The organism is Fructilactobacillus sanfranciscensis (assembly GCF_029023685.1).
Lineage (GTDB): Bacteria > Bacillota > Bacilli > Lactobacillales > Lactobacillaceae > Fructilactobacillus > Fructilactobacillus sanfranciscensis.
Genome location: NZ_CP118925.1, coordinates 155,729 through 182,047 on the forward strand (window position 1 = coordinate 155,729; position 26,319 = coordinate 182,047).

A 26,319-nucleotide genomic window follows, 5' to 3' on the forward strand; every position below is an offset into this window, starting at 1 on the left:
TAATGATGAGCGAGGAATCGCTCATTTGTTGTATAACAGGAAGAAAGGATATCATGAAAGTAGTAGAGAAGGATTTTGGGCAATTACCTGACGGAGAAGTCGTGACGGCGTTTACCCTAGAAAATATCAAGCACACACAGATTACTGCAATTTCATACGGGGCAACTTGGCAATCGTTTTCCGTTGAACGTGATGGTGTCAAACAAGAATTGTTAGTCCAATTTGATGATTTAGCCGCGTATTTAGATAATCCATTCCATTTTGGAAATACAATTGGTCGTGTTGGTGGTCGTCTATCAAAAACTGATTATGATATTAATGGGGCACATTTTACATTAACGCCAAATGATCATGGCAATGTTTTACACTCTGGCATTAATGGCTTTGATGCGGTTAATTGGCACGGTGAAGCAAGAAACTTGGGTACAGCGGCGGAAATTAATTTCACACGTACTTTTGATGATGAATTCGCCGGACAATTAGCTGCCCAAGTGACCTATCGATTGGACGATGAAGATCGTTTAGACATTATATTTAGTGGCGTTTCAACCGAGAATACATTGTTCAATCCAATGACGCATGTCTACTTTAATTTAGTTGGTAAGGATCAAGATATCAGCCAGCATAAATTACAAATTGCATCACGTCAACATCTTGAAGTTGATAATCACGCGATTCCAACCGGTAACTTGATTGATAATCAAAATACAAAATTTGATTTTGCGCATTTGCATGCCTTGGGACAAGAGCATTACGATGATGCTTGGGTATTAGATCCCAGCCGTCAAGGGGAGGGAGTAAGACTAACTTCACCCGATGAAAGTTTGACCTTGACAGTGGATTCAGATCGCAATGGTGCGGTTGTATTCACTGCCAATCCTGACGATAGCAGTGACATTAAAACAGCGCTTGCTATTGAGATGCAGACCTTGCCTGATGCGGTTAATCATGAAGGCTTTGGTGATATTGTTTTGCCAGCAAATGAAACAAAAACATATACTGTAACTTACCAAATTAAAAAAAGCGAGGATAAATAAAAATGGCTAAATTTTCAGATATTAAAGGTTTTGCCTTTGATTTAGATGGCGTTATTGCCGACACGGCGCGCTTTCATGGTGAAGCTTGGCATCAAACAGCTGATGAGGTTGGCACAACTTGGACACCAGAATTAGCTGAAAGTTTGAAGGGCATCAGTCGCATGGCTTCCTTGCAAATGATTTTGGATGCTGGGGATCATGCCGATGATTTTTCTCAAGCAGATAAAGAAGCATTAGCAGAAAAGAAAAATCATAATTATCAACAACTCATTTCAACATTGACTGAAAATGATATTTTGCCTGGCATGAAAGATTTCATTCAATCAGCTAAGGCAGCTGGCTATACAATGTCGGTGGCATCAGCTTCTAAAAACGCACCAATGATTCTAGATCATTTGGGATTGACCGAATATTTTGTTGGCATTGTTGATCCCGCCACTTTGACAAAGGGGAAACCTGATCCTGAAATCTTCGTTCGTGCTGCGGAAGTCTTACATTTAGATCCAGAAAATGTCATTGGATTGGAAGATTCAGCTGCTGGAATTTCCTCAATCAATGGCGCAGGTGAAACATCACTAGCAATTGGTGATCCAGATGTGTTGTCAGAAGCGGATCTGAATTTTGAGTCTACTTCAGAAGTGACATTAGCAAATATTGAAGCTAAAATGCAATAGATAACTAAAAAGAGTGTCAGTACATAAAAATACTGACACTCTTTTGTTGTTTTAATTAACATTTGCCACCGTATTGCCCTGCTTGAGTGTGATATCGGTAAAAGTTACGGTATGCGTTGTTGTATGTGATCAACGAGAGCCGTAATAGCTAATTCATCCATCTGTGTAAATTTTTACTGCACAGGTGTTAAAATAGGACGTGCTAATTGGGTTAATTCTGTTCAATCGATGATCACAATTGATAGATTCTCAGAGACAGAAATGCCAACACCTTTTGCACCATTTAGTAATCGAATACTGCTGATGTCTGCTGAGCCAATTGCAGTCGTGAAAGGTTGGGAATTCCCAAATATTTTGGAAGCATACAAAACAGGTAGTGTCAAGAATCTTGTGTAAATGAAATGCCTTCGTACATATAATATGTATCTAACTTAAATAAATGATGCTTCCAAGGTGCCCTGGAGTCCTTTGAACCCTCGGTGGATCCGCTTCAGAGACTTCTCGTTATAAACATTAAACTGAGAAACCAGGAAGCAATCCAGTGAATCTTCCGTTGGAAATTGTTCTTTGTGGTGGGTGGTGCGCTTGAGATGCTTATTAAAGTTCTCAATCAGGTTAGTGGAGTATAGTGATTGCCGGATAGCTGGTGGAAAGTCCATGAAAGTGAGTAAATTCGGCATTTTAAGCAGATCTTTGATTAATTTGGGATAGGTCTGATGCCAGTTGTTGGCGAACTCATTCAGTTTCAGCTCGGCTGCTTCACGGTTGGCGGCCCGATGAACTTGTTTAAAGTCACTGATCACGGCCTTGCGGTCTTTTACACGAACTTTGTTCATCAGATTCCGCCCAACATGAACCAGGCAACGTTGTCGTTTGGCTTTAGGGAAATGCCGATTCAAGCCTTCGTCCAAACCAACTAACCCATCGGCCACAAACAACAGCACATCTTTAACGCCCTGCTTGATCAAGGTTCCCAGCAATTCAGTCCAGATTCCAGTCGATTCCGTTGGCGCCACTTGGTAGTTCAGCACTTCTTTCGTACCATCTGGACGAATGCCAATCGCAATATGAACGGCTTCTTTTTGAACGGTATCCCGCTTTAACGGCAAGTAAGTGGCATCTAAGAAGATGGCCGCATATTGTGAAGCCAGCCGACGTTGCTGGAAAGCTTGAACCTGTTCATTGACGGCTTTAGTCATGTTGGAAACCGTGGCTTTGGAGTAGTGAGCACCGTACATTTTCTCAATGAGTTCGGCAATTTCAGCAGTGGTAATTCCCTTGGTATACAACTGAATGACCGTTGTTTCTAATAAAAAGAATGGTGTATAATAGTAGCTATAAGGACTACTTCATTTCAAATGGGCTAAGTTCCGAACAAGCTCTCGCTGACCTCTTTAAATTTGCTAGTTACTACGATCAAATTTTGAATCACAAATCTGCTGATGATCGGTTTAATAAGATATTAGAGCATATCAATGTGATGGATAGTAAGGTTGTATTTCCTTATCTAATGCTATTAATGGATTTAGTAGATACAGCAAAAATTAATCAAGAAGAAGCCATTCAGTTAGCACATATTTTGGAAAGTTATCTTTTCTGATTAAAGGCATGTCAAATGTCAACAAATCGTTTAAATAAAATTGTCGTAGGCCTATGTGATTTATCTAAAGAGGGTGGTAACCTACGCCTCAGGTTACTTCGGTTGTTAAAGGCAAACTTTCCAGACGATCGAAAGTTATTGGAAAGTTTGATGGAAGTGGACCTTTATCATCAAAGACATCATTTAGCAAAGTTATCATTGGTAATCCTTGAAGAACATAGGACTCGAGAAACAATTAATTTTGATGATGCACAGGTTGAGCATATCATGCCACAACGATTGAACGCAGAATGGCGACTTCAGGTTGCTAATGCTGATAAGGTTAAAGAACAGTATGGTAGTACGCTTGGTAACCTGACTTTAACTAAATATAATCAGGAGATGAGTAATAAGCCTTATAGTGAGAAAAAAGAATTTTATAAGGACTCAAATGTTTCTCTTACTCGAGAAGTTGCTGAAACGTATAACCAATGGGGAAAAGAAGCAATTATCGACCGCACTAAAGAGTTAATAGATGAGTTAATCCAAATCTTTCCGATGCCAAACATCAAAGAAGTTAATGAAGAAGAAATTGCTGGTGAGTACACAATTGATCAAACAGTTAATGTGACGGGTAAAGCCCCTGTTCAAATAACAATTAATGAAAACGAATATCCAGTAAAAACATGGAAACAAATGTTGAAAATCTTCCTCAATGATCTTTGGAATAGGGATAGTCTTAATTATGATCGGATTAAAGAAAACAATCAGATAAGTCGAATGCTCTTTAGACCTCACAGAAGACCGGCCACGCTTGAAAATGGTACCGTAATCGAAACAAATTTCTCCGCTTCGGTTATTCTCGCCAATATCCTTCTGATTAAGAACCAGGGTACAATGGGGGCAGTAATCGCGACGGTTCTTGCTGAAACATGCATAACTCTGATTGATTTGTTTTTTGTATCGAAGGCAATACCAAACTTTTCGGGTTTGTCGGGAAAATGGAAATATATCCTTGCTGGAGCAACGACTTTTGGAATCATACGGTGTATCAATTACAAACTTCCTGGAACGTTTGTATCATTATTATTTCAAGGTGTGATTTGCGTAATGGTGTATTTTGCGATTTGTGTTGCTACAAGTTCGAGTTTTACAAATACAATTATTAGAACCATTAAACAAAGGAAGGCCACTAATTAGTGGCTGGTGAATTAGGCCACCGATTCCGCAACCACGACAGTCAATTGATACTCGATTTTTATCGTTTGCTTGCCTGATCGTACATTGAACGAAATTGGTACAGAAAAAAGAGCTAAAACGATTGTGGCGTCAATGCTTACGGCGATTGTTTCTGCAGTTTTAGCGGTTACCAGATCAAGTCCTAGTTTCCCTTTGATGAAGGCAAACTCACGCTCGATCTCACCTCGTCGATTTTCGGCTTGTCGGTCTGCCTTACGTTTGGCCGGATCGACTTGCTTCGGCCGACGGCCCAATCTAGGACCGCTAAGCTTGATCCCAAGATCTGCGCACAACCCAATTAAGCATATTAAAAGTATTTTGACATTAATCATTTGTTTGGAGAAAGAACTTGAAGAAAATAAATATTGAATCAAATAGCACTAATAAAAAGATGCGTATTATCATGTTTGGACATAAAAGAATCCCGTCAAGGTCAGGGGGGATAGAAACGGTTCTTACTGAATTATGTCCCAAACTAGTGTTGAACGGATTTGAAATCACGGTTCTTAATCGTGCTGGAGAAAAAATTAAGCATGGGGATTATCAACCTGTAAGTCACAATTTTAAGGGAGTTAAGGTGAAAAATGTTCCTAGCATTCGCCTAAAAGGCTTATCAGCGGTTATATCTTCATTTTTTGCTGCATTTATTGCTGCATTTGGTCCATATGACTTAGTACATATTCATGCGGAAGGGCCAAGTGTGATGATTTGGTTGCCACACCTTATGAGGAAAAAATGTATTGTTACTGTCCACGGTCTGGATTGGAAACGAGATAAATGGCATCACGGATTTGGAGCACATTATATACATTTTGGAGAGAAGATGTTAGCAAAGTATGCTGATGCAATTATTGTATTGAATAAAGATACACAGAAATACTTTAAAAAGACATATAGTAGAAATACTTTTTATATTCCTAATGGCGTTAAAAAAAGTGATCAAATAGAACCTTCAATTATCACAAAAAAATTTGGGCTATTTGGAGATGATTATTTCCTTACAGTATCTAGATTGACTCCTGAGAAGGGAATATTACCTCTTATTGAATCTTTCAGGGGGGTCGATACTAATAAAAAATTAGTTATTGTTGGAGATGGTAGCGATACTGACGAGTATGTTAAAAAAATAATAAAGCTTTCTCAAAGTGATTCACGTATTATTTTTACTGGTTTTGTGGGTGGGAGGCTATTATCCGAACTTTATAGTAATGCTTTTGTGTACATTATTCCATCATTTGTTGAAGGAATGCCCATGTCATTACTTGAGGCACTTTCCTTTGGCAATGCAGTTGCCGCTAGTAATATTCCTGAGATTGCCGAAGTTGTCGGAAGAGACCATGCATTGTTATTTTCTCCAAAAGATCAAAATCAAATGAAAAATGTAATAAATAGATTCCTACATGATACGCGTTTACGTCGTGCGATGAAACAGAGTAGTAAGAATTATGTTGCTGACAAATACAGTTGGAATATTGTTGCGCATGAAACATCCAAAGTTTATTTGCAGGTATTGTTTAAAGGAGAGTAGTTTTGATCAGAGTGTTACAAGTAGTTAACAACATGCATCGTGCAGGGCTTGAAACGGTAATAATGAATTATTATCGTGAAATAGACAGAACGAAGATACAGTTTGATTTCCTCACACATCGTCCGGGACCTTCAGCATATGATGCTGAGATTGAAAGACTGGGCGGACATATTTATAAAATGCCACGGTTATATCCAAACAATTATGTCAGCTATTTTAAAAAAATGAGTAAATTATTTTCTGAACATCCAGAATATAAAATTGTGCATTCCCATATAGATTCAATGAGCTTCCTTCCATTATTAGCTGCTAAACGTGCGGGAATTCCAATTCGAATTGCGCACAGCCACAATACGAGTATGGATATTGATTTTAAAATGCCTTTAAAGCAGCTTTTTAAACTAGGAATACCTAGTGTCGCTAATCAGTACTTTGCTTGTGGTAAAGATGCTGGACATTTTTTATTTGGTGATCGAGAATTTTTTGTTATGAAGAATTCAATTGATGTACAACATTTTATCTTTTCAGAACATAAAAGAATACAAGTACGAAAAAAAATGGGGATTGATGATAATACTTTAATAATTGGGAATGTTGGACGACTATCTTACCAAAAAAATCAGGAATTTTTACTACGAGCTTTTAATATACTTGTGAAAAAAAGGAAAAACGTAAAATTGTGGTTGATAGGAGAAGGAGAAAATGAACAGCGATTATTGAAGATGATTAAACAATTAAAAATAGAAAAATATGTATCTATGCTAGGAACTCGTGCCAATGTTGCTGAACTATATCAAGCAATGGACTTATTTGTGCTACCTTCTAGATTTGAGGGCATTCCGATGGTTGGAATTGAGGCTCAGTCTGCGGGCTTGCCATGCCTTTTTTCGGATGCCGTTTCGGATGAGACCATTTATTCCAGTCTAGCCAGTAAATTGCCATTAAGACTTGATATGTGGGTAAAAAAAATGGATATGTCAATTATTCCTAGTGCCAATAGAAAAATCAGAAATTTTGGAGGATATGATATTCATTCGTCATATAAAGTGTTAGAGAATAAATATAAGTATTTAAATGAAATAAGTGGAGATGCTGTACAATAACAGATGTTAACAGCGTAATGAAAATGAACATGTATCTAATTCCAAAATGTCAAATCAATTGCAATAATTAATGATTCATTCCGATAATTGGCTTAGTTAGTCGACCAACTAGGTAATAGTTCTCCAAGGAAGTTAACTCCGAACGATCTTGTTGATATCGTAAGATAAAGACAATTTTTTTAAAACTTGGTCCAGTAATGATGGCTCTGTTGGAACTGACTGCTGGGACCACAAGCGAAAGTAAGTATAAACCGTTTGCCATTTAGGAAAATCATGTGGCAAAGCTCGCCACTGCGACCCGTTTTTCAAAATGTATAAGATCGCACAAAAGACGTCATATAAATCAACTTGACGGGCTTCGTTCGTTGATGAAAGTTTTTCAATTCAAGGCGAATGACTTCAAAATGTTAGTGAGTGATAATTTTCTTAAGGTCATTGGTAGTAGTGAGACATGGTATTCTGGTTCTAGGTCATGAAATGGTTTGCTTCTTAATTAATCTTGGCATTAATAAGAATAAGATTTTATGGCTTTTCATGTTTAATTAATTAGTGTTGCACTTGAATTCTAAATCGAGTCTACGTATATAATTAATAATTTGAAAATTGAATGTTTTAAACTACTTAAATAATAAAATATGGTATAGTGATAATAATCAGTATTAATTTTTTATTAATAAACTAAGCTTTAGCTTGTCATGATGATTGGAAGAATAATTTACTGGTGAATGGAATGATTAAATGAATTGTAAATTAACAATATCTATTATAATTCCCGTTTATAATGCGGGTACTTGCATTGATCGATGCTTGTCTAGTATTATCTCCCAACTAAATAAAGAATCTGAAGTTATTCTCATTGACGATGGATCGACCGATGGGTCTGGAATAAAGTGTGATGCTTGGGAGCAGAGAGATACCAGAATTAAAGTTGTACATACAACAAACATGGGCGTCAGTCATGCTAGGAATATTGGAATTAACCTTGCTACTGGCGACTGGGTACTTTTTGTTGATATTGATGACTATATTTTTCCGCAATATTTTGAAGTATTAGCTAATATAATGAATCAAAGGGTAGATTATATTTTTTTCTCTTATTTGAGAAAAAAAATTTGCAAAAAGGATTTAGATAAAACAATTCTAAATCGTTTAAGCACTAAAAGTCAGAAATTAAATGTTGAAGAAGCATTGAAATCGATATTTATAGATCGACGAATTCAAGGATACGTGTGGAATAAAGCCTTTAAAAAAGAAATTATCCAAAAATTCAATATTCACTTTTTGGAAGATATTCACTATAATGAAGATCTGATTTTTTGCTATGAATACTTACAACACAGTAAACAAATTATTTATTCGGGTGATCAATTGTATTGCTATGTGAATCATGAAAAATCAGCAGTTACTCAAAAATTAAATGCTTCACAGTTAGAATGCTCTAGGAGCTTTGAATATATGTTGAACATGGGTACGGATATTTCGAAAATAAGCCGTCCGTATATCCATGTTGCATACTTATACATGAATTGCTATTTATTAAAAAGCGCTTTGAAAAGAGGCTATTCTGATATTTCTCTGGTACATAGACTGCGAAAAAATATCATTTCTGAAAAGTTTACGTATTTTAGATTATACAATTTCGAGGGTAAAATACTCACAATATTAATTCATGCTATACCACTTGCATTTTTTAATGTCATTTATCGTTTGTTTCCAGACGGAATTTTTTTAGTCATACGTAAAAGATAAGAAGAGAGGTGAGAGCTATGGATGATAGATCAGGCCCAACAATAGGAATTAAATATTTTAACCTTTTAATATTTATGAGCGCAATTATATTTAAAAGCGTGGTAGATGCATTCATTATAAAAAATGATCCAAACGGTCCATTAAATTTAGTTAAGTATATAATTTTAGGACTATGCATTTTATTTTATTTATTTCAACTTAAAATAAAAATAAATCAAAAAGCAAAGTTGTTTTTTAAAACTGAATTCAGAACTCTTATGATTATGTGTGGATTTATTTTTTTAATAACTGTGTATTATGTTGTAAAAAATGGTGAATATTATAGTATAACTTTAAAGGAGTTTACGTTTTTATTGATCCCTATTGTATTCTCTTTCTGTGCATTAAATATTTTTAATTTGCATGAATTGATTTTCTGTGCAAAATTAGCATTGATAATTTTAGGAATAGGGTATATTTTTGAAATTGGGCCAATTAATTTTACACCAAGTAACATATTGTCTGCTATTATGAATATCTCGCTTGCTGGTGGGAATACTGCATCTTCAAATTCTATTTTTGAATCTAGCGCATTCTCAGATTCACTAATGTCACTATTATTCTTTTTTGGATACTATAAGCGTGGTAATAAGAAATGGTTATGGATTAGTTTCTTTTTGGTCTTACTGGCTAATAAAAGATTAATGATGATATTTGCAGTTGTAATTATTGTTATAGCATATTTACCTAATCGCGTGGCCATTCAAAATAAAGTGCTTGGAAGATGGGGATGGGTAGTTGGCGCAGTAGTGTTTAGTGTTTCTCCTTTTATTGCAGAGTATTTAACAACACCGCAAGCTGAGTCGATTTTCTTCCAAAATTTTTCAATTAATTTAGCAGATTTTTGGATGGGGAGAGATAGTATGGTTATGAATATTTTGAGCTCGGGATTTGTTTCTCATGGACTTGGATCAACTTATGTGTTTCAAGGTAGTTTATTAGAGATCGAAGGCGTTAAATTTTTATTAGAGTTAGGTGCTATTGGTGTTATTGTTATATCTTTTTGCTATTGGAAAATTACGAAAAGCCATATGTATAGTATGGTGATGATGTTGTACTGTTTTTTAAATATAAATACCTCAACTTCAATTATGACAGGAACTTTTTCGTGGATTTTTTATTTAATCTTGCTTGGATGCTGCACACATTATTCTAATATAGGAACCGATGGTTAGTATTATTACAAGTATAGTTTGTTAATTTAGGAGGAATAAATAATGAGATGCCCTAAAATTTCAATAATAATACCAACGTATAATTCCGAAAAATATATCTATGAGTTATTCGCCTCTATTAAGAATGTCAAAAACTCTGAAATCATTGTAGTTGATGACAGTTCAAAAGATAAAACTATCTCCGAAATTAGAACTTGGGGAGCACGGATGTTTGAAGAAAATGACTTTCATGTAATAATAAATCAACATAAAGGTCCTAGTGTTAGCAGAAATATTGGAATAAAAGAAGCTAGGGGGAAATATATCATTTTTATTGATTCTGATGATCTTGTTCGATCAGACGTATTGAATCATATATGCTCTTTAGACATTAATTATGATATTATTAGCTTTTCAAAAAGTCCAGAAAGAAAAATAATTAATACAGATACAGAAAAATTTGGCCTGATAAATGAAGTTATAATGCATAGCGGAATCCCATCTTACACTGCTGCACCATGGGGGAAAATGTATAGCAGAAAGTTTATACTAGATAATAAGATATTATTTAGCCCTTTGGTATATAGAGGCGAAGACCTACTATTTAACGTTGAAGCTATACAAAATGCTAAATCTATTCTATTAGAACAATATGATTTTTACCTGGTCAGATTGACATCGAACTCCATTACTCGTGGTACAGACATGAAAGTTCTGATGAATAGTAAGGCATTTGTAAAATTAGGTATGAAAGTGCTGGATTCTATTGAAACAACGATGCCATTAATAAACAATAAAAAGATTATAGATTTAAAAAGAAATTTACAAAAAAAATCTTTTTCTACAGATATTTCTTATGCGTTACGACATAATTATACAGTTGACCAGATTGATGATTATGAAAAATGGTTTAAAAGAAACTGTGCTGATGTGAGCATTGAAGACATTCAAGAAGAAAACGTAATAAAAAAAATCGAATTTTTTTTATTACGACACAATAAACGTAATTTAATAAAATGCTATATTTGGTTAATAAATGCGTTTCAACAATTATTTAAATAATTGTTGAGCGATAAAGAGTAAAAAATGATTATTGTAACTTCGATTCAGAATTAGTGAATTGAAATTAAATAGGGGAATATTAGGTAATACTATATGAATAGAAAAAGTTTATCCATTAGAAATGCAGCCTATGGATTTTTATCACAAGGTAGATTGTAAAATTAATCCGAACGCTGTTCGGACAAAAAAGATCAGCTTCCTTTAAAATGGTGTTTACCACAAACCCATCTTTTAGGAGCTGATCTTTTGTCTAGTATAACCTATTCCGAACGAATTAAAATCGAAACCTTTTGTGAACTAGGGCTGTCCAATATCCAAATGGGCGTTCGGCTGAACCGATCACCGTCAACAATTTCTTATGAATTATCTCGATGTCAACCTTATCAGGCTGAATTAGCACAAACAGATGCCGAATACAAGCGATCACGATGTGGTCGGAAAACTAAGCTGAGCGATGAGTTAAAGCAAAAAATTCTCAACCATTTACGTCTAAGCTGGTCACCAGGAATGATTGCTCACGAATTTAAACTAGCTACTAAATCTATTTATAATTGGCTAAATCAGGGGAGAATTGGTTTCTCCTTGAATGATCTACCTGAACATGGCGTACGCCAACGGCGTAACGTTGACCAACGATCCAAATATAATCAATCTTTGGGGCAATCAATTGAACAGCGTCCCATGATGATTAATCAACGTAATCGCATCGGCGATTTTGAACTAGATACAGTCGTTGGTCCTCGTGGGCATAGTAAGGCAGTTTTATTAACTTTAATCGATCGAAAATCACGGTTCCTTTGGGCATACCGGTTAAAAGATCGGACGACAGCGACTATTAATGAAGCACTAACTAAGTTCCTAACCACTTTTAATGGTCCGGTGCACAGCTTTACTGTGGACCGTGGCACTGAGTTTAGTGGGCTAGTATCACTTGAATCACAATATGGTATTAAGACCTATTACTGCCATGCTTATACTCCAGCTGAACGTGGTAGTAATGAAAGCTTTAATCGGAATTTACGTTATTTTTATCCTAAAGGGACTCGTTTTGAGCACATTAGTGCTCAAGATTTAACGACGACGTTACTCCAAATTAACCAGCGACCGCTTAAAATACTCGACTGGCAAACACCGTATCAGGTTATGCTGACAAATTTGTCCAAAAATTCGGATTAAATTTGCAATCTACCATAATTGAAATTTAGTTTTCAAAAATATGTATTTAAGGAAGAATTTATAAATTATCGCAATATTTTTAATTCAATTAATAATGAAAGTAGATGATGAATTATTAACCATATTTCAAAATTATTTGCCTGGGTATTATTAGGAATTTCAGCCTTATCAATTTGTTTTTTATGTTTTAGCCCAATCTTCCCTATTACCTTAACTATTAAATTGCCACCGTCAAATCAAGCTATTAGCTTTATGATGATCGGTAAGGCACCAGTTGCTTACATTCCCTTTCAAGAATTAGATCAATTAGGATTCTGGCTAAACATCATTATGACTTGTCCCTTAGGAATATTTACCTATATTTTATTCTCTCCCAAATTCAAAATTTCTCATGTGATTACAACTGGAATCCTTATTGGATTCACTATCGAATTTATTCAATTTATAACAGACAATTTGGCAATAACACATCGTTGGGTAGATATAAATGACGTGCTTGCTAATACTTTAGGATTTGTAGTTGGTTATTATCTATCAAAGTTAATTGATAAATAACCCGTAGGTAAATTTATTTGGGTCTAGAATTTTTGGTGTTGGAAAGTATTTCCATTCCAAAAGTACTAGGCCCTAATTTAAAAAGCCATTGATAATGGATCAAAAAAGGCCACTAGGGTATACCCTAGTGGTCGTTTTTATTTCTGTGCTATACTAGGAATTACAAGTGTTCATTAGAACTGTCCAAAAGGAGAATTGGAAATGGCTAAAATCGGTTATGCGCGTGTGAGTTCCAAGGAGCAACATTTAGATCGACAGTTAGCGGCTTTAAAAGACGTTGATAAATTATTTACGGATAAATTAAGTGGGGCTAACACTAATCGGCCAGAACTGCAAAAAATGCTGGCCTATATTCGTGAGGGTGATATTGTAATGGTCACTGAATTAGATCGCTTAGGCAGAAACAACCAGGATTTAACTAAGATCATGAACACCATTCAAAATAAGGGTGCCACCCTAGATGTGTTAAATTTGCCGTCCATGACCGGGATTGCTGACCCAAATTTACGTCAACTGATGACCAACTTGATTATTGAACTCTATAAGTATCAGGCCGAAAGTGAACGTAAGCGAATCATTGAGCGCCAGCAACAAGGGATTGCCTTAGCTAAGCAGCAGGGTAAATATCATGGGCGCAAACCCCAATATGCCAAAGATGATCCCCGTTTGCAACATGCTTTTAAGCTTTATCGAGCAGGCATGAGTGACATTGATGTGTCCCGAAATACAGGTATTAAACGGACGACCTTTACTTAATAAGGCTAATTAAATTAGTAAGTTTACTCAGGCCTTTTCTGGGTGTAAATAGTTAATTGAGATTCCAGCAATGACAATGATGGCTACTACGAACAAAGCCAAATACCAAGTTACTTGAATCCCCAGGGGAAGATTAGGTGCAGTTAAATTAATCAAGGTTGATCCTATAGCCGTACCATTTGCAATGGCAATATTTTGAATCATTCGTTGTAGTGAACCGATTGTGCCTTGATTGCTGGTGGAACCCGATTGCATGATAGTGGAAATATTAGCTGGCTGAAAATAGCCACCACCGATTCCGAATAAGAATAGGCAACCGGTTACGATAATTGGCAGCCATTGGACACCAACTAAAAGCAAACCAACGAAATCTAGCGCAATAATCATAATCCACTATCTTCTTTCATCACTGTCACTAAAGAAGAAAAAACACGTGTCATTAAGATCTGCTATAGTGCTATAGTCCCCTTAAGGTTGACAGATGAAAAAGTATAATTCTTTTGTCAACCTTAAGGGGATTTTATTATGCCTAGAACTAGGTTTACGGCCACAGAAAAGTTAGATATTCTTCTGGGGCTAGCAAAAACTAATTTAACTCAATCAGCATACTTTAAATCATACGGCATTGCTCGAGACACCTTTATCAGGTGGCAAAGACTTTATACGCAAGGTGGTTTGGACGGGCTAAGGGAATCAAACAGCTGGACTAGATATAACTCAGAGCTTAAGCAACAAGCCGTGATAGCATACCTGAACAAGGAAGGTAGTTTGATTGATATTCAAAATCGTTTTGGACTTCGAAGTACCAAGCAACTTCGAGACTGGGTTAAAAAATTCCAGTATAATGGGACCAATAATTCATTGACGGCGACGCCGTCAAGAAAGCAGGTCGGCATTATGAGTCGGAAAACAACTTTTGAAGAACGCATTGAAATTGTCGAATACGTTACAGTAAGCGAACATTCATATTTCCAAGCTGCGGAACACTTTAACGTATCTTATCAGCAAGCCCGTTCTTGGGTACTTAAAGCCAAAGCAAGTGGGTACACAGCGCTTAAGGATCACCGTGGCCGCACTAAACCAAGTGAAGAGATGACTGAAGTTGAGCGACTTAGGCTAGAGAATCGTCAGCCTAAAACCCAAATTAAGGAACAGGAGGTCTACGACCTCTTCTTAAAAAAAGTCCGAGAAATCCAGAACAAGGAGTGAATGCACAACACAGATTAGCCTATCAAGGTATCCAAGCCATTAGTTCAAAGACCCGCGGTGCGCAAGCAATTATTCTGCGTAAAATTGGCCTTTCACGTCAAGCCTACAACCAGTGGCTTCACCACAAGTCAACAGCTTGGGATGAACAAGAGGAACTGCTCAAACAAAAAATAGTGATATATTTTGAAAAACATCGTCAGCAAATTGGCGCCGGAAAAATGAAGTTCTACCTTGAACATGACGAATCGATTGATTTCCACGTTTCGTTTAAGCGCGTTAAACGACTGATGTTCGCTCTTCATCTTAAATGTCAAAGTCGAGTCAAGAAACATCACCGGGTAAAACAGGCAGAGCAGGAAGTGCGCGATAACGTGTTAAACCAACAGTTCAATCAAGTAACTCAGCCTAACCAAGTTTGGTTATCAGATTCCACCGAGACCAGCGAAGCCGTGATTGATACATTCAACTTAGCCTTTCAGCGTACTGGTGACGTCCATCCAATGGTGCATACAGATCGTGGCGCAGTCTTCACCTCGAAGGCCTTCAACAACTTAATGGTCAATCATAAAGTAGTCAGAAGCATGTCACGACCGGGAACACCGTATGACAACGCGCCGATGGAGCGTTGGTGGAATGAATTTAAATTAAATTGGTTAGATAGCTATCCGATGCCCAAAACTAAACAAGAATTAATCGATTTAATTGAAGCTGGTATTTACTACTTCAATTACGTCGATCGAACTATACAAAGAAACGGCTCCACCGCGGTTGAATACCGCGGTGAAGCCGCTTAAGAAGTATCTGAAAATTATATTATTTTATCCGTCAACTTGACAGGGACTAGTACAAATTGCGATGACCAGGTTTTTGATTGTTATTTTAAAATGCGTTACATGCACCATATATAGTGGTTGATCGTTTGCTAAGCACATATATCTTGTGTTTTCAACCTTTATCTTTTTGCAAAATCGGAGTAATCTATGATGCAAAGAGAAACCAATCAAGCCAGTTTCGAATATCAAACAGCTTTAAATAAACAGAAAATAATAACGCTGTTTATTATAGCGAGAATTGAACGAGATTGGAATAAAAAATTAGAAAAGGACGGATGGTTAAAATGATCAATTCGCAAGCAATCGCAACCGACGCTTGGACTGAATTACGTCAAAAACAAGTAGTTAAAGCAGATGGGGAAAGGATGCAATTTTACCCCTATAAAATCGCGTTGGTGGTTGATCAATTAACCACGGACAAGGTTGAACGGCAAAAAATTACGCAAGCGATTTTAGAACAGCTAAAGCAAATGGCGTCACCATTAACGGTAGAACAAATTCGGGCAGTCTTCAAAACAATCCTTCATGGTTATCAACGGGACAACTTGTGGGAAAAATATGCTGAATATCGGCAAGCCGATGAAGCCAAGTGGCAGGCCGCGATTGACTCGCAAAATAAATTAAGCCAGTTATTTAATGGACAGGATACGGTAGTTCACGAAAATGCTAATAAGGACAGTAATATTTTCAGCACCCGCCGGGACTTAACGGCCGGAATGGTCGGCAAATCATTTGGGTTAACGATGATGCCGCAGACCGTAGCAAAGGCCCACTTGCGCGGCGACATTCATTTTCATGACTTGGACTATTCACCGTTAACTTCAATGACCAACTGCTGTTTGATTGACTTCAAGAGTATGCTAGCGAATGGTTTTAAGATTGGAAATGCGGAAGTGGAGTCACCTAAGTCGATTCAAACAGCAACCGCCCAAATGTCGCAGATTATTGCGAACGTGGCATCGAGCCAATACGGAGGTTGTTCGTCAGACCGGACGGATGAAATGTTGGCGCCTTACGCAAAATTAAATTACGAAAAGCACTTGAAGGAAGCCAAAAAATGGGTGCTCCCCGAACAACGGGAAGCCTTTGCTAAGGAAAAAACCAAAAAAGATATTTACGACGCAATGCAAGCGTTAGAGTACGAAGTTAACACGTTGTTTTCCTCCAACGGACAAACGCCGTTTACCACGGTGGGATTTGGCCTGGGAACTTCGTGGATCGAACGGAAAATTCAAAAGGCAATTTTAAAAGTTCGCATTAAGGGGCTCGGTAAGCAGCACCGGACCGCAATTTTCCCGAAGTTGGTCTTTTCAATTAAGCGCGGAATAAATTTAAATCCGGAAGATCCCAACTACGATATCAAACAGTTGGCCGTAGAGTGCGCAACTAAACGGATGTATCCCGACGTTTTAATGTACGACAAAATTGTGGAATTAACCGGAAACTTCAAGGCGCCCATGGGTTGCCGGAGTTTCTTACAAGCGTGGAAGAACGCTGATGGCGAAGAAGTTAATAGCGGCCGAATGAATTTAGGGGTCGTAACCGTCAACTTGCCACGGATTGCGATTGAAGCCCAGGGGGACCGGGAAGTCTTCTGGGAGATTATGGAAGACCGGGTGGCGTTGGCGAAAAAAGCCTTACTCTTCCGGATTAAACGATGCCGGGATACCCAACCGCAAAATGCACCGATTTTGTATAAGCATGGTGCCTTTGGAGTCCGCCTCAAGGACGGTGACGACGTGGACCAACTGTTTAACCACCGGCGGGCGACCATATCGTTAGGTTACATTGGATTGTACGAAGTGGGAACCGCCTTTTTCGGTCCAGATTGGGAAGATAATCAGGAGGCCCACGATTTCACGGTTTCAATCGTGAAGTACCTGTACGAACAGTGCCTAGCTTGGGAAAAAGAGTACGGCTATCATTTCAGCGTTTACTCCACGCCAGCCGAATCCCTGACGGATACCTTCTGTGAGGATGATATTGAAAAATTCGGCAAGATCAAGGACATTACCGACAAGGAATACTACACTAACAGTTTCCATTACGACGTCCGGAAAAATCCGACTCCGTTTGAAAAACTTACTTTTGAAGAAGAGTACCCGAAGTACGCGGCCGGCGGCTTTATTCACTACTGTGAGTACCCGAATTTAAAACAAAATCCGGCTGCTTTAGAAGCGGTTTGGACCTGGGCTTATGACCACGTGGGTTATTTAGGAACAAACGCTTCGATCGACCACTGTTATAAATGTGGTTTCGACGGCGACTTTAAACCCACGGCCCGCGGTTTTGAATGCCCACAATGTGGGAATCGCGACCCCAAAACTTGTGACGTGGTTAAACGGACTTGTGGTTACTTAGGAAACCCAATGATCCGGCCAATGGTTCACGGACGGCACAAAGAAATTTCATCACGGGTTAAAAATATGGAATAGGGGTGAAAACGTGGTTAGACAACGACGAGTACGGACACCGAGAAATCCCCAGCCGCAAGAATGGCTGGCGAAGGATCGCAGTTTAGAATACATTGCCGACTATAAGCCGTTTAACATGGTTGACGGGGAAGGCATTCGTTGCAGTTTGTACGTTTCGGGTTGTTTATTCAAATGTCCGGGGTGCTACAACAAGGCGGCGCAAAATTTCCATTACGGACGCCCCTATTCGCAGGAATTAGAAGACAAAATTATCGAAAACATGGGGCAAAGTTACGTACAGGGGCTGACCTTGTTAGGCGGAGAACCCTTCTTAAACACGCAGGTTTGCTTGCGGCTAGTCCGGCGGGTGCGCCAAGAATTTGGGCACGACAAGGACATTTGGTCGTGGACCGGTTACACCTGGGACGAACTGATGCAGGAATCTTACGATAAATTGGAATTGTTAAGTGAACTAGATATTTTGGTGGACGGCCGGTTTTTAGAAGCTAAAAAAGATTTGACGCTTCAATTTCGGGGAAGTTCCAACCAACGAATTATCGACGTGCCTGAATCGTTAGCCGCAAACCAAGTCGTCATTTGGGATAAATTGCTTCGTTAAGGTAGGAGAATTTGATGAGTAAGTTAGAAATTAAAAATTTAAAGATCAATGTGGGTGATGAGCGCATTTTAAACGGGGTTAATTTACAAATTAATCCGGGAGAAATTCACGCATTGATGGGACCTAACGGGACTGGGAAGTCAACGCTTTCGGAAACGATTATGGGAAATCCGCTCTACGATATTGTAGATGGTCAAATTTGGTTAGACGGGCAAGACGTCACGGAAATGAGCGTGGACGAACGGGCCCGGGCGGGAGTCTTTTTAGCGATGCAGTATCCGATGGAGGTCGCGGGAATTTCCAACGCCGACTTCATTCACGCAGCGTTAAACGCACGTAACCAAGGCCAACCGGTTGCCGTATTGCCCTTTTTAAAACAGCTTAAAGCGAATATGGAATTTTTGGAAATTAATCCGGAATATGCGGATCGGGGGCTCAACGCTGATTTTTCCGGTGGTGAAAAAAAGCGTAACGAAATCCTGCAAATGATGATGTTACGACCCAAGATGGCTATTTTAGATGAAATTGATTCCGGATTAGATATTGACGCCCTCAAAATTGTGGCGAAGGGGATCAACGCAATGCGCAGTACTACCTTTAGCTGCTTGATGGTTACGCACTACCAGCGCCTGTTGGACTACGTGGTGCCTGACGTGGTGCACATCATGATGGACGGCCGGATTGTTAAAAGCGGCGGCCCTGAACTAGCTACGGATCTGGAAAAGACTGGCTACGCTGAATTAGAGGAAACGTTAGGAAGTGAAACCAGCCATGGCGATTCCCTTGAATAAAACGATGACCGCAAGTTATCCCCGAATTTTAGGAATTCGGTATGACCCCGCAGTTTTTACCTTGCCGGATTCTTCCAGCGCCACTTGGGACTGGGAGGCCAACGCGGAAGCTTTGCAAGCTATTAATGCAGCGGGAGGTACGGTCCGGCGCATTAATGGTGCGACAGCGGAACTATCCGGGCTGCCCCAATTACTAGCTTCCACGGACAACCAATTTGTGCAACAGCACTTGCAAAACCAACTCCAGGGTGTGGTAATCAGTTTGCCGGATCACGCGGAAATTTCGCCAGCGCTAAACTTAACTTTGCGAACGGAGTCAGCTTTTCCCGTGGAATGGACAGTTTGGTTTGATTTGGGGGACCATAGTCGGCTGACCACGAAGTTGACGCTAGATTTAGCGGGAGACGTGCCCCAATCCAACTGTTTGATTGGGGGAACTTTAGCGGACGAAAGTAATTTGACACTCATCACCGACACGCAAAGCAACCAAGCTATCCGAAGTTTATTGTTAGGTGATTTTGTGAGTGCTCGGGATGCTAACATCGATTGGTCCTTGTGGCCACAAACGAAAGGCCAGCTGTTGGGTGATTTAAACGTAACGCTTGCTGGAACCGGCAGTCGGGCAACCCTTAACTTGGCGCGTTACGGCTACCAAGATGACTGGGTGGGTATCCGTGGTCAAATTAAGCATTTGGGCCAACATACTTTTAGCCGAATCAACATGCGGGGAGTTTTGTACGAAAATTCCCGGGTTAACTTTACGAGTATTGGCCAAATTGATCACGGGGCCAGTGATGCGGACGCGGACCAGGAAAGTCGGTTAATGACCGTAGAACCGCATGCTAAGGGCAGCGTTAACCCGGTCTTAGTGATTGACGAAAACGACGTCCGGGCCGGCCACGCCGCTAGTGTTGGCCAGTATGACGAAGATGAACTTTACTACTTACAAAGTCGGGGACTGCCGATGGCGACGGCAAAACAAATTTTAATTGATAACTTTATGGAACCGATTTGGCGTTTGCGCAACGGGGAGGTTGGCTAAGATGACGGATTACCAAGGTTTAACTTATTTGGACAACGCGGCGACCACCCCCATGCCAGAGGAAGTTTTAGCGGTAATTGACGAGTATTACCGGTTTAACAAGGTCAACGTCCATCGGGGGATTTATCAGCTTGCGGGACGAGTCACCAGCGCTTATGAAGCGGTTCGCGAACAAATCGCCCAGTGGCTGCATGCTCCTCAGCCAGAGTCGGTCGTTTTTACCAGCGGGACTACCGACGCGTTAAACCAGGTTGCCTTCGGCTATGCACAGCCGTGGTTGCAGCCGGGTGACGAAATTATCGTCAGTGTACTCGAACACCATTCTAACCTAGTGCCTTGGCAACGGGTGGCGGCTCAAACTGGGGCGCGCTTGCGAATGGTGGGGATGGATTCGCAAGGTAACCTGGATTATGTCCAATTAGCAGAGCTTATCAATACGCATACCAAGGTGGTCGCGCTCACGATGGTTTCCAACGTGTTGGGAACGGTGGTTGATGTGGCAAAGGTTGCCCAACTAGTTCATCAGTATGACGGAATCTTAGTGGTAGACGCTGCCCAAGCGGTCGCCCATTTGCCAATTGACGTTACCGCCATGGATGCCGATTTTCTCGCGTTCTCCGGGCATAAAATGTTTGGCCCCACGGGGATTGGGGTGCTCTATGGCAAGCTAGCTCGGTTAGAGGAGATGGAACCGGTCCGTTTTGGTGGCGAAATGGTCGACTTGGTTACGCCAACTTCAGCAACTTTTCAGCCGTTACCAATCCGTTTAGAAGCAGGGACCCCCAACGTTGCTGGCGTATTAGGGCTAGGAGCGGCCGTGAAGTATCTGGAAAAACAGGACTTTGCCGCTATCCAAAAGCATGAAGCACGCTTAATGCAGTTTTTGCTTACTGAACTCCAGGAAGTGCCGGAAGTTAAAATTTACGGCCCGTTAGATTATCAACAACGGGTGGGAGTGGTTAGCTTTAACGTCGGTAAACACCACACTCATGACGTGGCCACCATTTTAGATGCTTCGGGAGTGACCATGCGCGCCGGACACCTGTGTGCGGAACCATTAATGCAGGCTTTGAACGTTAGTAGCGTCGTGCGGGCGAGCTTTACCTTTGAAAATCAGGTTGCCGATCTGCAACGCTTAGTGGACGCGGTAGAACAAGTGGGACGATTTTTATCATGAACAATTTACAAGAGTTATACCAAAAAATTATTTTGAATCACGCTAAAAACCCGGTGGGCTATGGCAAAGTACCCCACGCAAATTGTGTCGGGACGTTGCGCAATCCCGAATGTGGCGACGAGATTACGGTTTATGCCGAAGTTGACGCGCAACGAATCCAGCAACTGGGTTTCACGGGGACGGGCTGTGTCATCAGCATGGCATCGGCAAGTATGATGGTAGCGCAATTAAATGGTCGCACACTAGCAGATGCCCGCAAAGTCTGGGAAAATTTCCAAAATTTAGTGTTACAAAAGGATTGTGTTTCCGATCAGCTGGGAGATTTAGCGGCTTTTGCTAGTCTGCATCAGTTTCCAACGCGGGTGCGGTGCGGTACCTTAGCGTGGCACGCGCTCGCAGAAGGTTTAAAGGAGAAAGGGGAAGTTTTTGATGGATGAAGTCAGTCCAACGCAACCAGGAAATTTTAAGGACGAATGGGGGCCGATGGATGACGTCCATCCGGTCTTTTCAACCGGGGTCGGAATTAACGAGAAAACCATCCAAGCCATTTCACGGGCGAAGCACGAACCCCAATGGATGCTAGACTTGCGGTTACAGGCCTATCAAATTTACCAATCCATGCTCATGCCGAGCTTTGGACCAGACCTTAGTGAGATTGATCTGAACGAAATTAAATATTTCCAGCGGGCAACGGATCACATTGCTCGCAACTGGGAGGACGTGCCCGACGAAATCAAGACTACCTTTGAACGAATCGGGGTTCCAGAAGCTGAACGAAAGTACTTAGCCGGTTCGGCGGCACAGTATGAATCCGAAGCGGTTTACCACAACATCAAACAGGATTTAGAAAGTCAGGGAATCATTTTTATGGATACTGATTCAGCTTTGAAACAGCATCCGGAACTAGTCCGACAGTACTTTGGTAAATTAATTGCCGCAAGCGATAATAAGTTTGCCGCCTTGAATACCGCCGTTTGGTCGGGGGGAACTTTCCTATACGTGCCGAAAAATGTGCATGCCGATGTGCCGATCCAAAGCTACTTCCGAATTAACGCGGGCCGGACGGGCCAGTTTGAACGAACCCTAATTATCGTCGACGAAGGTGGCAGTGTTAACTACGTCGAGGGATGCACTGCGCCAAATTATGCGGAGGACAGTCTGCACGCCGCGGTTGTAGAAGTGTTCGTTAAAAAGGATGCCTATTGTCGCTACACAACGATTCAAAATTGGTCAACGAACGTGTACAGCTTAGAAACTAAGCGGGCCCAGGCCGAAGCAAATAGCACCATGGAATGGGTCGACGGTAATTTAGGTTCAAAGGTCACCATGAAATACCCCAGCATTTACCTAACGGGCGCGGGGGCCACCGGTTCGATGCTGTCGATTGCGGCGGCGGGTGCCAACATGCACCAGGATACCGGCGCCAAGATGATCCATTTAGCACCGAACACCCATAGCACGATTGTTTCAAAAGCAATCTGCCATAACGGCGGTCGGGCGGACTACCGAGGATTGATTAAATACACTAAGGCGGCCAAACGGGCTAAGTCCCACGTTGAGTGTGATACGATTTTGATGGATCAAGACAGTGCCAGCGATACTTTCCCGGTTAACGACATTGAAACGAGCGACGGCACGATTGAACACGAGGCCCACGTTTCGAAAATCTCTGAAGCCCAATTGTACTACTTGAAAAGTCGGGGATTAGACGAAGCAACCGCCTCTCAATTAATCATTATGGGATTTTTGGAGCCCTTCACCCAGCAATTACCAATGGAATACGCCGTTGAGTTAGACCGGTTGATTAAGTTTAATATGGCGGGCAGCATCGGCTAAAGCTGTGAAATTTGCGAACGTTATGCAAAATTATTGCTAATAAAAAGAACGGCGAATTAACGCCATTCTTAAACGATTGATAATAAATTAAAGTGGAAAACATTTTTAAATAATAGAGCCAAAACGTGCTCCCAAAGTCAGTTTGCACTGCTTAATAGGGAATTGGTAACCATGGTAATGCATAACCACCGATTCCTTGTTAATGCTCACGAACTAGCCTACTTTGGGGGCGCGTTTTATTTTAAAGATGGAAGGCGGCTTGCACACCCACGATCAGCATTTTGACGCCGATGGTTGCTAAGAAACTGTTTGAGATCTGGTTTAAACTTTGATATACTTTTGCAAAAAAGGAAGTTATCATGCCTAATTATCCTAGTAATATCACCCGTCAGCAGTTTGAAGTGATTCGTCCCGAATTAGAAAACTTTCATCAACGAACAAAGCCCCGCCAAGTTGATTTATATGACGTCTTTTGTGCGATTTTATACATATTGAAAAACGGCTCCCAGTGGCGAGCCCTGCCACATGACTTTCCTAAATGGCAAACGGTTTATACTTACTTTCGCTTGTGGTCCCAGCAGTCGGCTCCAACGGAGCCGTCATTATTAGACCAAGCTTTAAAAAAATTGTCTTTACCTTACGATCTCAACAAGATCGTTCGGCGTTAACTTCCTTTATTATCGTGGATGCTCAAAGCGTTAAAAATACTGCCACCGCTGAAAACAAAGGTTACGATGCTGGTAAGAAGATCTCGGGGATTAAGCGCCATCTGGCAGTTGATATCAATGGCTTTCCGCAGGCCATTCACATCACACGGGCAAATGTTTCTGATCGAGACGGGGCCAGTGCAATGTTAGCCCTTCACGCCGAACATTTGAAAAATGTCCGCAGTGTCTTAGTTGATGGCGGTTATACCGGTACCAACTTCGCCATTGATGTTAAAACAAACTTAAAAGCAACCGTTCAGGTCGCCAAGCGTAATGAATTACACAAGTTTGAAGTGTTGCCACAACGTTGGCTAGTTGAACGCTCCTTTAGTTGGGTAGAAAAATGTCGACGACTGTGGAAAAATTGCGAAAGGCAGTTATATACGAGCGCCACGATGATGACCTTAGCCTTTATGTCAGTTCTATTGCGGCGCTTTTAAAGATCTCAAACGGTTTCTTAGCACTATTACTTAAGAAATTTTAGACAGTTTCTTAAAATGCCGAATCCGCTCACTTTCATGGACTTTCCCCCAGCTATCCGGCAATCACTATACTCCACTAACCTGATTGAGAACTTTAATAAGCATCTCAAGCGCACCACCCACCACAAAGAACAATTTCCAACGGAAAATTCACTGGATCGCTTCCTGGTTTCTCAGTTTAATGTTTATAACGAGAAGTCTCTGAAGCGGATCCACCGAGGGTTCAAAGGACTCCAGGACACCTTGAAAGCATCATTTATTTAAGTTAGATACATATTATATGTACGAAGGCATTTCATTTACACAAGATTCTTGACGCTACCTACTTTTACCTCTATACTTTTACTTGTTCAAGTCATAAAGAAAAAAGAGCGTAATTTAGTTAAAAGCTTAAAAATTATTTTTATTGCTACTATTGTTTTTATTAACTATTTTGTAATAGATGATAAGACAATGACGTTTGTCTTTTTACTTTTTATTATTCTAACTTTATTTTTTAAAAAAAGCAGTGAAATTAAATTAATAATAGCAAAAATCGTTGGATTAATAATACCATTTTTTCTCTTAAGTGAATTCTGGTTATTAACTAAGAATTTTGGCACCACATATTTAAGTTTACGCTTAAATGAGAGGCTATCAAATAGGTTATTTATGTGGAACTGGTACTATCAGAAAATGGGAGTATCTATTTTTCCACCCTTTAATAAACTAGGAGAATATAACTTTTGGGGAACAATAGATGGTAGCTATACTTTGTTGCTTCTACAATATGGTATCCTTTTTGCAGTAACAACCTGTATTGCATTGGCTATTAGTAACTATCTGTTATGCAAAAATGGTTATTATATACTCTATTCCATAATGATAAGTTTTGAAGTAGGTGCTTTTTGTGAAAATGTTTTACAATTTTATGCATTAACATTCATTTTTGTCTTTTCAATTTGTTCTCTTTGCCCAGGCTGGTTAAGGAAGGAGTAAATCCTGAATAATTATGTTAAATATAAAATATCGAATAACAAACAGAAGAAAATTAAAATATTTTCTTGAATGTGATAAGAAGGCTTTGAAAATTCTTGATAAAAGACCATCACATCTCCCTTTTAAACATAGAATTTGGAAATTCGAAAGGTTACTTAGGAGAACTGAATACTGGTCTAATCAAAAGGGAATAGTTAGTTTCTTAGTATTCTATCTCTATTTTATTCGTTATAAAATGTTTTCTCACCGAGTAAATGTTGAAATACCAATAAACTGCATTAGGGAAGGCTTGGTTATCTGGCATTTAAATGGAATAATAATTAATTCTAATTCGACTATTGGGAAGAATTTTTCTATTTCTGCTTTTTGTGTTGTTGGAGAAAATAAAAATAAAAATCCTCAAATTGGTAACGATGTAGAGTTAATGTTGGGTGCCAAAGTGCTTGGGGCATCTATTTGTAATAAAGTAATTATTGGTGCTAGTTCATTAGTTATTAGGGATATAGTTATCGAAAAATCAGTATTTGCTGGTATACCTGCCAAACATATTTCTAATAATTATAACAAAAAGGAATCCTAA

26 protein-coding genes and 4 pseudogenes are annotated in these 26,319 nt (G+C 39.7%); 25 read left to right on the forward strand and 5 right to left on the reverse strand.

Going from position 1 to position 26,319, the window contains the following annotated elements; all coding sequences use genetic code 11:
* Positions 1 to 53: 53 nt before the first annotated feature.
* Both PY770_RS00760 and pgmB read left to right on the forward strand, forming a co-directional pair.
* Entirely contained in the window at positions 54 to 1,037 is a 984-nt protein-coding gene (locus PY770_RS00760) for an aldose epimerase family protein (RefSeq protein WP_041817517.1), read from the forward strand.
* Positions 1,038 to 1,039: 2 nt separating this feature from the next.
* Positions 1,040 to 1,711, forward strand: coding sequence for a beta-phosphoglucomutase (gene pgmB, locus PY770_RS00765; protein ID WP_014081491.1), 672 nt, complete (start codon positions 1,040 to 1,042; stop codon positions 1,709 to 1,711).
* Positions 1,712 to 2,142: 431 nt separating this feature from the next.
* Here the strand turns inward: pgmB and PY770_RS00770 are convergent.
* Positions 2,143 to 3,021: pseudogene (locus PY770_RS00770) on the reverse strand (IS256 family transposase); the annotation flags it as partial.
* Between the two features lie 8 nt (positions 3,022 to 3,029).
* Here PY770_RS00770 and PY770_RS00775 point away from each other — a divergent pair.
* Positions 3,030 to 3,311, forward strand: coding sequence for a hypothetical protein (locus PY770_RS00775; RefSeq protein WP_275045965.1), 282 nt, complete (start codon positions 3,030 to 3,032; stop codon positions 3,309 to 3,311).
* Between the two features lie 15 nt (positions 3,312 to 3,326).
* Positions 3,327 to 4,490, forward strand: coding sequence for a GmrSD restriction endonuclease domain-containing protein (locus PY770_RS00780; RefSeq protein ID WP_275045966.1), 1,164 nt, complete (start codon positions 3,327 to 3,329; stop codon positions 4,488 to 4,490).
* Between the two features lie 11 nt (positions 4,491 to 4,501).
* Here the strand turns inward: PY770_RS00780 and PY770_RS00785 are convergent.
* Positions 4,502 to 4,828: pseudogene (locus PY770_RS00785) on the reverse strand (transposase); the annotation flags it as partial.
* A 50-nt stretch (positions 4,829 to 4,878) separates the two neighbouring features.
* On the opposite strand from PY770_RS00785, the gene PY770_RS00790 reads away from it, so the two are divergent.
* Both PY770_RS00790 and PY770_RS00795 read left to right on the forward strand, forming a co-directional pair.
* Positions 4,879 to 6,057 (forward strand): glycosyltransferase family 4 protein, encoded by a 1,179-nt coding sequence (locus PY770_RS00790; protein WP_275045967.1) that lies wholly within the window; start codon positions 4,879 to 4,881, stop codon positions 6,055 to 6,057.
* An 11-nt stretch (positions 6,058 to 6,068) separates the two neighbouring features.
* Positions 6,069 to 7,160 carry a glycosyltransferase family 1 protein gene (locus tag PY770_RS00795; protein WP_275045968.1) on the forward strand — a complete coding sequence of 364 codons (1,092 nt, stop codon included), beginning with the start codon at positions 6,069 to 6,071 and terminating at the stop codon, positions 7,158 to 7,160.
* 67 nt (positions 7,161 to 7,227) lie between these two features.
* Here the strand turns inward: PY770_RS00795 and PY770_RS00800 are convergent, their stop codons facing one another.
* On the reverse strand, positions 7,228 to 7,422 hold the full coding sequence (locus PY770_RS00800) for a hypothetical protein (protein ID WP_275045969.1): 195 nt from the start codon (positions 7,420 to 7,422) through the stop codon (positions 7,228 to 7,230).
* Positions 7,383 to 7,514, reverse strand: a pseudogene (locus PY770_RS00805) (transposase); the annotation flags it as partial. The gene PY770_RS00800 and the pseudogene PY770_RS00805, both read right to left, overlap by 40 nt.
* A gap of 384 nt (positions 7,515 to 7,898) precedes the next feature.
* On the opposite strand from PY770_RS00805, the gene PY770_RS00810 reads away from it, so the two are divergent.
* The 6 genes from PY770_RS00810 to PY770_RS00835 all read left to right on the forward strand — a co-directional run bounded on the left by PY770_RS00810 (position 7,899) and on the right by PY770_RS00835 (position 13,651).
* Entirely contained in the window at positions 7,899 to 8,909 is a 1,011-nt protein-coding gene (locus PY770_RS00810; RefSeq protein ID WP_275045970.1) for a glycosyltransferase, read from the forward strand.
* 17 nt (positions 8,910 to 8,926) lie between these two features.
* Positions 8,927 to 10,123 carry a hypothetical protein gene (locus PY770_RS00815; RefSeq protein ID WP_275045971.1) on the forward strand — a complete coding sequence of 399 codons (1,197 nt, stop codon included), beginning with the start codon at positions 8,927 to 8,929 and terminating at the stop codon, positions 10,121 to 10,123.
* A 42-nt stretch (positions 10,124 to 10,165) separates the two neighbouring features.
* Positions 10,166 to 11,164: a glycosyltransferase family 2 protein gene (locus PY770_RS00820; RefSeq protein ID WP_275045972.1), complete on the forward strand. Its 999-nt coding sequence runs from the start codon at positions 10,166 to 10,168 to the stop codon at positions 11,162 to 11,164.
* Between the two features lie 246 nt (positions 11,165 to 11,410).
* Complete coding sequence (locus tag PY770_RS00825) at positions 11,411 to 12,340, forward strand: IS30-like element ISLpl1 family transposase (RefSeq protein WP_275045973.1); 930 nt, start codon at positions 11,411 to 11,413, stop codon at positions 12,338 to 12,340.
* Positions 12,341 to 12,592: 252 nt separating this feature from the next.
* Positions 12,593 to 12,895, forward strand: coding sequence for a VanZ family protein (locus tag PY770_RS00830; protein WP_032490715.1), 303 nt, complete (start codon positions 12,593 to 12,595; stop codon positions 12,893 to 12,895).
* A 201-nt stretch (positions 12,896 to 13,096) separates the two neighbouring features.
* A complete protein-coding gene (locus PY770_RS00835; RefSeq protein ID WP_275045974.1) occupies positions 13,097 to 13,651 on the forward strand; it encodes a recombinase family protein in 555 nt (184 codons plus the stop codon).
* A 27-nt stretch (positions 13,652 to 13,678) separates the two neighbouring features.
* On the opposite strand, the gene PY770_RS00840 is transcribed toward PY770_RS00835, so the two are convergent.
* Positions 13,679 to 14,038, reverse strand: coding sequence for an MFS transporter (locus PY770_RS00840; protein WP_223602430.1), 360 nt, complete (start codon positions 14,036 to 14,038; stop codon positions 13,679 to 13,681).
* Positions 14,039 to 14,176: 138 nt separating this feature from the next.
* On the opposite strand from PY770_RS00840, the gene PY770_RS00845 reads away from it, so the two are divergent.
* From PY770_RS00845 to PY770_RS00905, 13 genes and pseudogenes are all read left to right on the forward strand, one after another.
* On the forward strand, positions 14,177 to 14,860 hold the full coding sequence (locus PY770_RS00845; RefSeq protein WP_215680436.1) for a helix-turn-helix domain-containing protein: 684 nt from the start codon (positions 14,177 to 14,179) through the stop codon (positions 14,858 to 14,860).
* Positions 14,857 to 15,654, forward strand: a complete 798-nt coding sequence (locus PY770_RS00850) for an IS3 family transposase (protein WP_275045975.1) — start codon at positions 14,857 to 14,859, stop codon at positions 15,652 to 15,654. Before PY770_RS00845 ends, PY770_RS00850 begins: the two co-directional genes overlap by 4 nt.
* A 323-nt stretch (positions 15,655 to 15,977) precedes the next feature.
* Complete coding sequence (nrdD, locus tag PY770_RS00855; protein WP_215680433.1) at positions 15,978 to 18,128, forward strand: anaerobic ribonucleoside-triphosphate reductase; 2,151 nt, start codon at positions 15,978 to 15,980, stop codon at positions 18,126 to 18,128.
* A gap of 10 nt (positions 18,129 to 18,138) precedes the next feature.
* Positions 18,139 to 18,726 (forward strand): anaerobic ribonucleoside-triphosphate reductase activating protein, encoded by a 588-nt coding sequence (gene nrdG, locus PY770_RS00860; protein ID WP_215680431.1) that lies wholly within the window; start codon positions 18,139 to 18,141, stop codon positions 18,724 to 18,726.
* Positions 18,727 to 18,740: 14 nt separating this feature from the next.
* On the forward strand, positions 18,741 to 19,517 hold the full coding sequence (gene sufC / locus PY770_RS00865; RefSeq protein WP_275045976.1) for a Fe-S cluster assembly ATPase SufC: 777 nt from the start codon (positions 18,741 to 18,743) through the stop codon (positions 19,515 to 19,517).
* A 382-nt stretch (positions 19,518 to 19,899) separates the two neighbouring features.
* Entirely contained in the window at positions 19,900 to 20,559 is a 660-nt protein-coding gene (locus tag PY770_RS00870) for a SufD family Fe-S cluster assembly protein (protein WP_275045977.1), read from the forward strand.
* A 1-nt stretch (position 20,560) separates the two neighbouring features.
* A complete protein-coding gene (locus tag PY770_RS00875; RefSeq protein WP_275046087.1) occupies positions 20,561 to 21,736 on the forward strand; it encodes an aminotransferase class V-fold PLP-dependent enzyme in 1,176 nt (391 codons plus the stop codon).
* Complete coding sequence (gene sufU, locus PY770_RS00880) at positions 21,733 to 22,173, forward strand: Fe-S cluster assembly sulfur transfer protein SufU (protein WP_215680425.1); 441 nt, start codon at positions 21,733 to 21,735, stop codon at positions 22,171 to 22,173. Before PY770_RS00875 ends, sufU begins: the two co-directional genes overlap by 4 nt.
* Positions 22,166 to 23,572: a Fe-S cluster assembly protein SufB gene (sufB, locus tag PY770_RS00885; RefSeq protein WP_275045978.1), complete on the forward strand. Its 1,407-nt coding sequence runs from the start codon at positions 22,166 to 22,168 to the stop codon at positions 23,570 to 23,572. The genes sufU and sufB overlap by 8 nt, the downstream gene beginning before the upstream one ends.
* A 356-nt stretch (positions 23,573 to 23,928) precedes the next feature.
* Positions 23,929 to 24,719 (forward strand): IS5 family transposase gene (locus PY770_RS00890; RefSeq protein WP_251954186.1). Its coding sequence is split into 2 segments (ribosomal slippage): positions 23,929 to 24,205 and positions 24,205 to 24,719, totalling 792 coding nucleotides; the frame shifts between segments, so codons are not numbered across the junction.
* A 48-nt stretch (positions 24,720 to 24,767) separates the two neighbouring features.
* A pseudogene (locus tag PY770_RS00895) lies at positions 24,768 to 25,025 on the forward strand (transposase); the annotation flags it as partial.
* A gap of 48 nt (positions 25,026 to 25,073) precedes the next feature.
* Positions 25,074 to 25,739, forward strand: coding sequence for a hypothetical protein (locus PY770_RS00900; protein WP_275045979.1), 666 nt, complete (start codon positions 25,074 to 25,076; stop codon positions 25,737 to 25,739).
* Between the two features lie 85 nt (positions 25,740 to 25,824).
* Entirely contained in the window at positions 25,825 to 26,319 is a 495-nt protein-coding gene (locus PY770_RS00905; RefSeq protein WP_275045980.1) for an LbetaH domain-containing protein, read from the forward strand.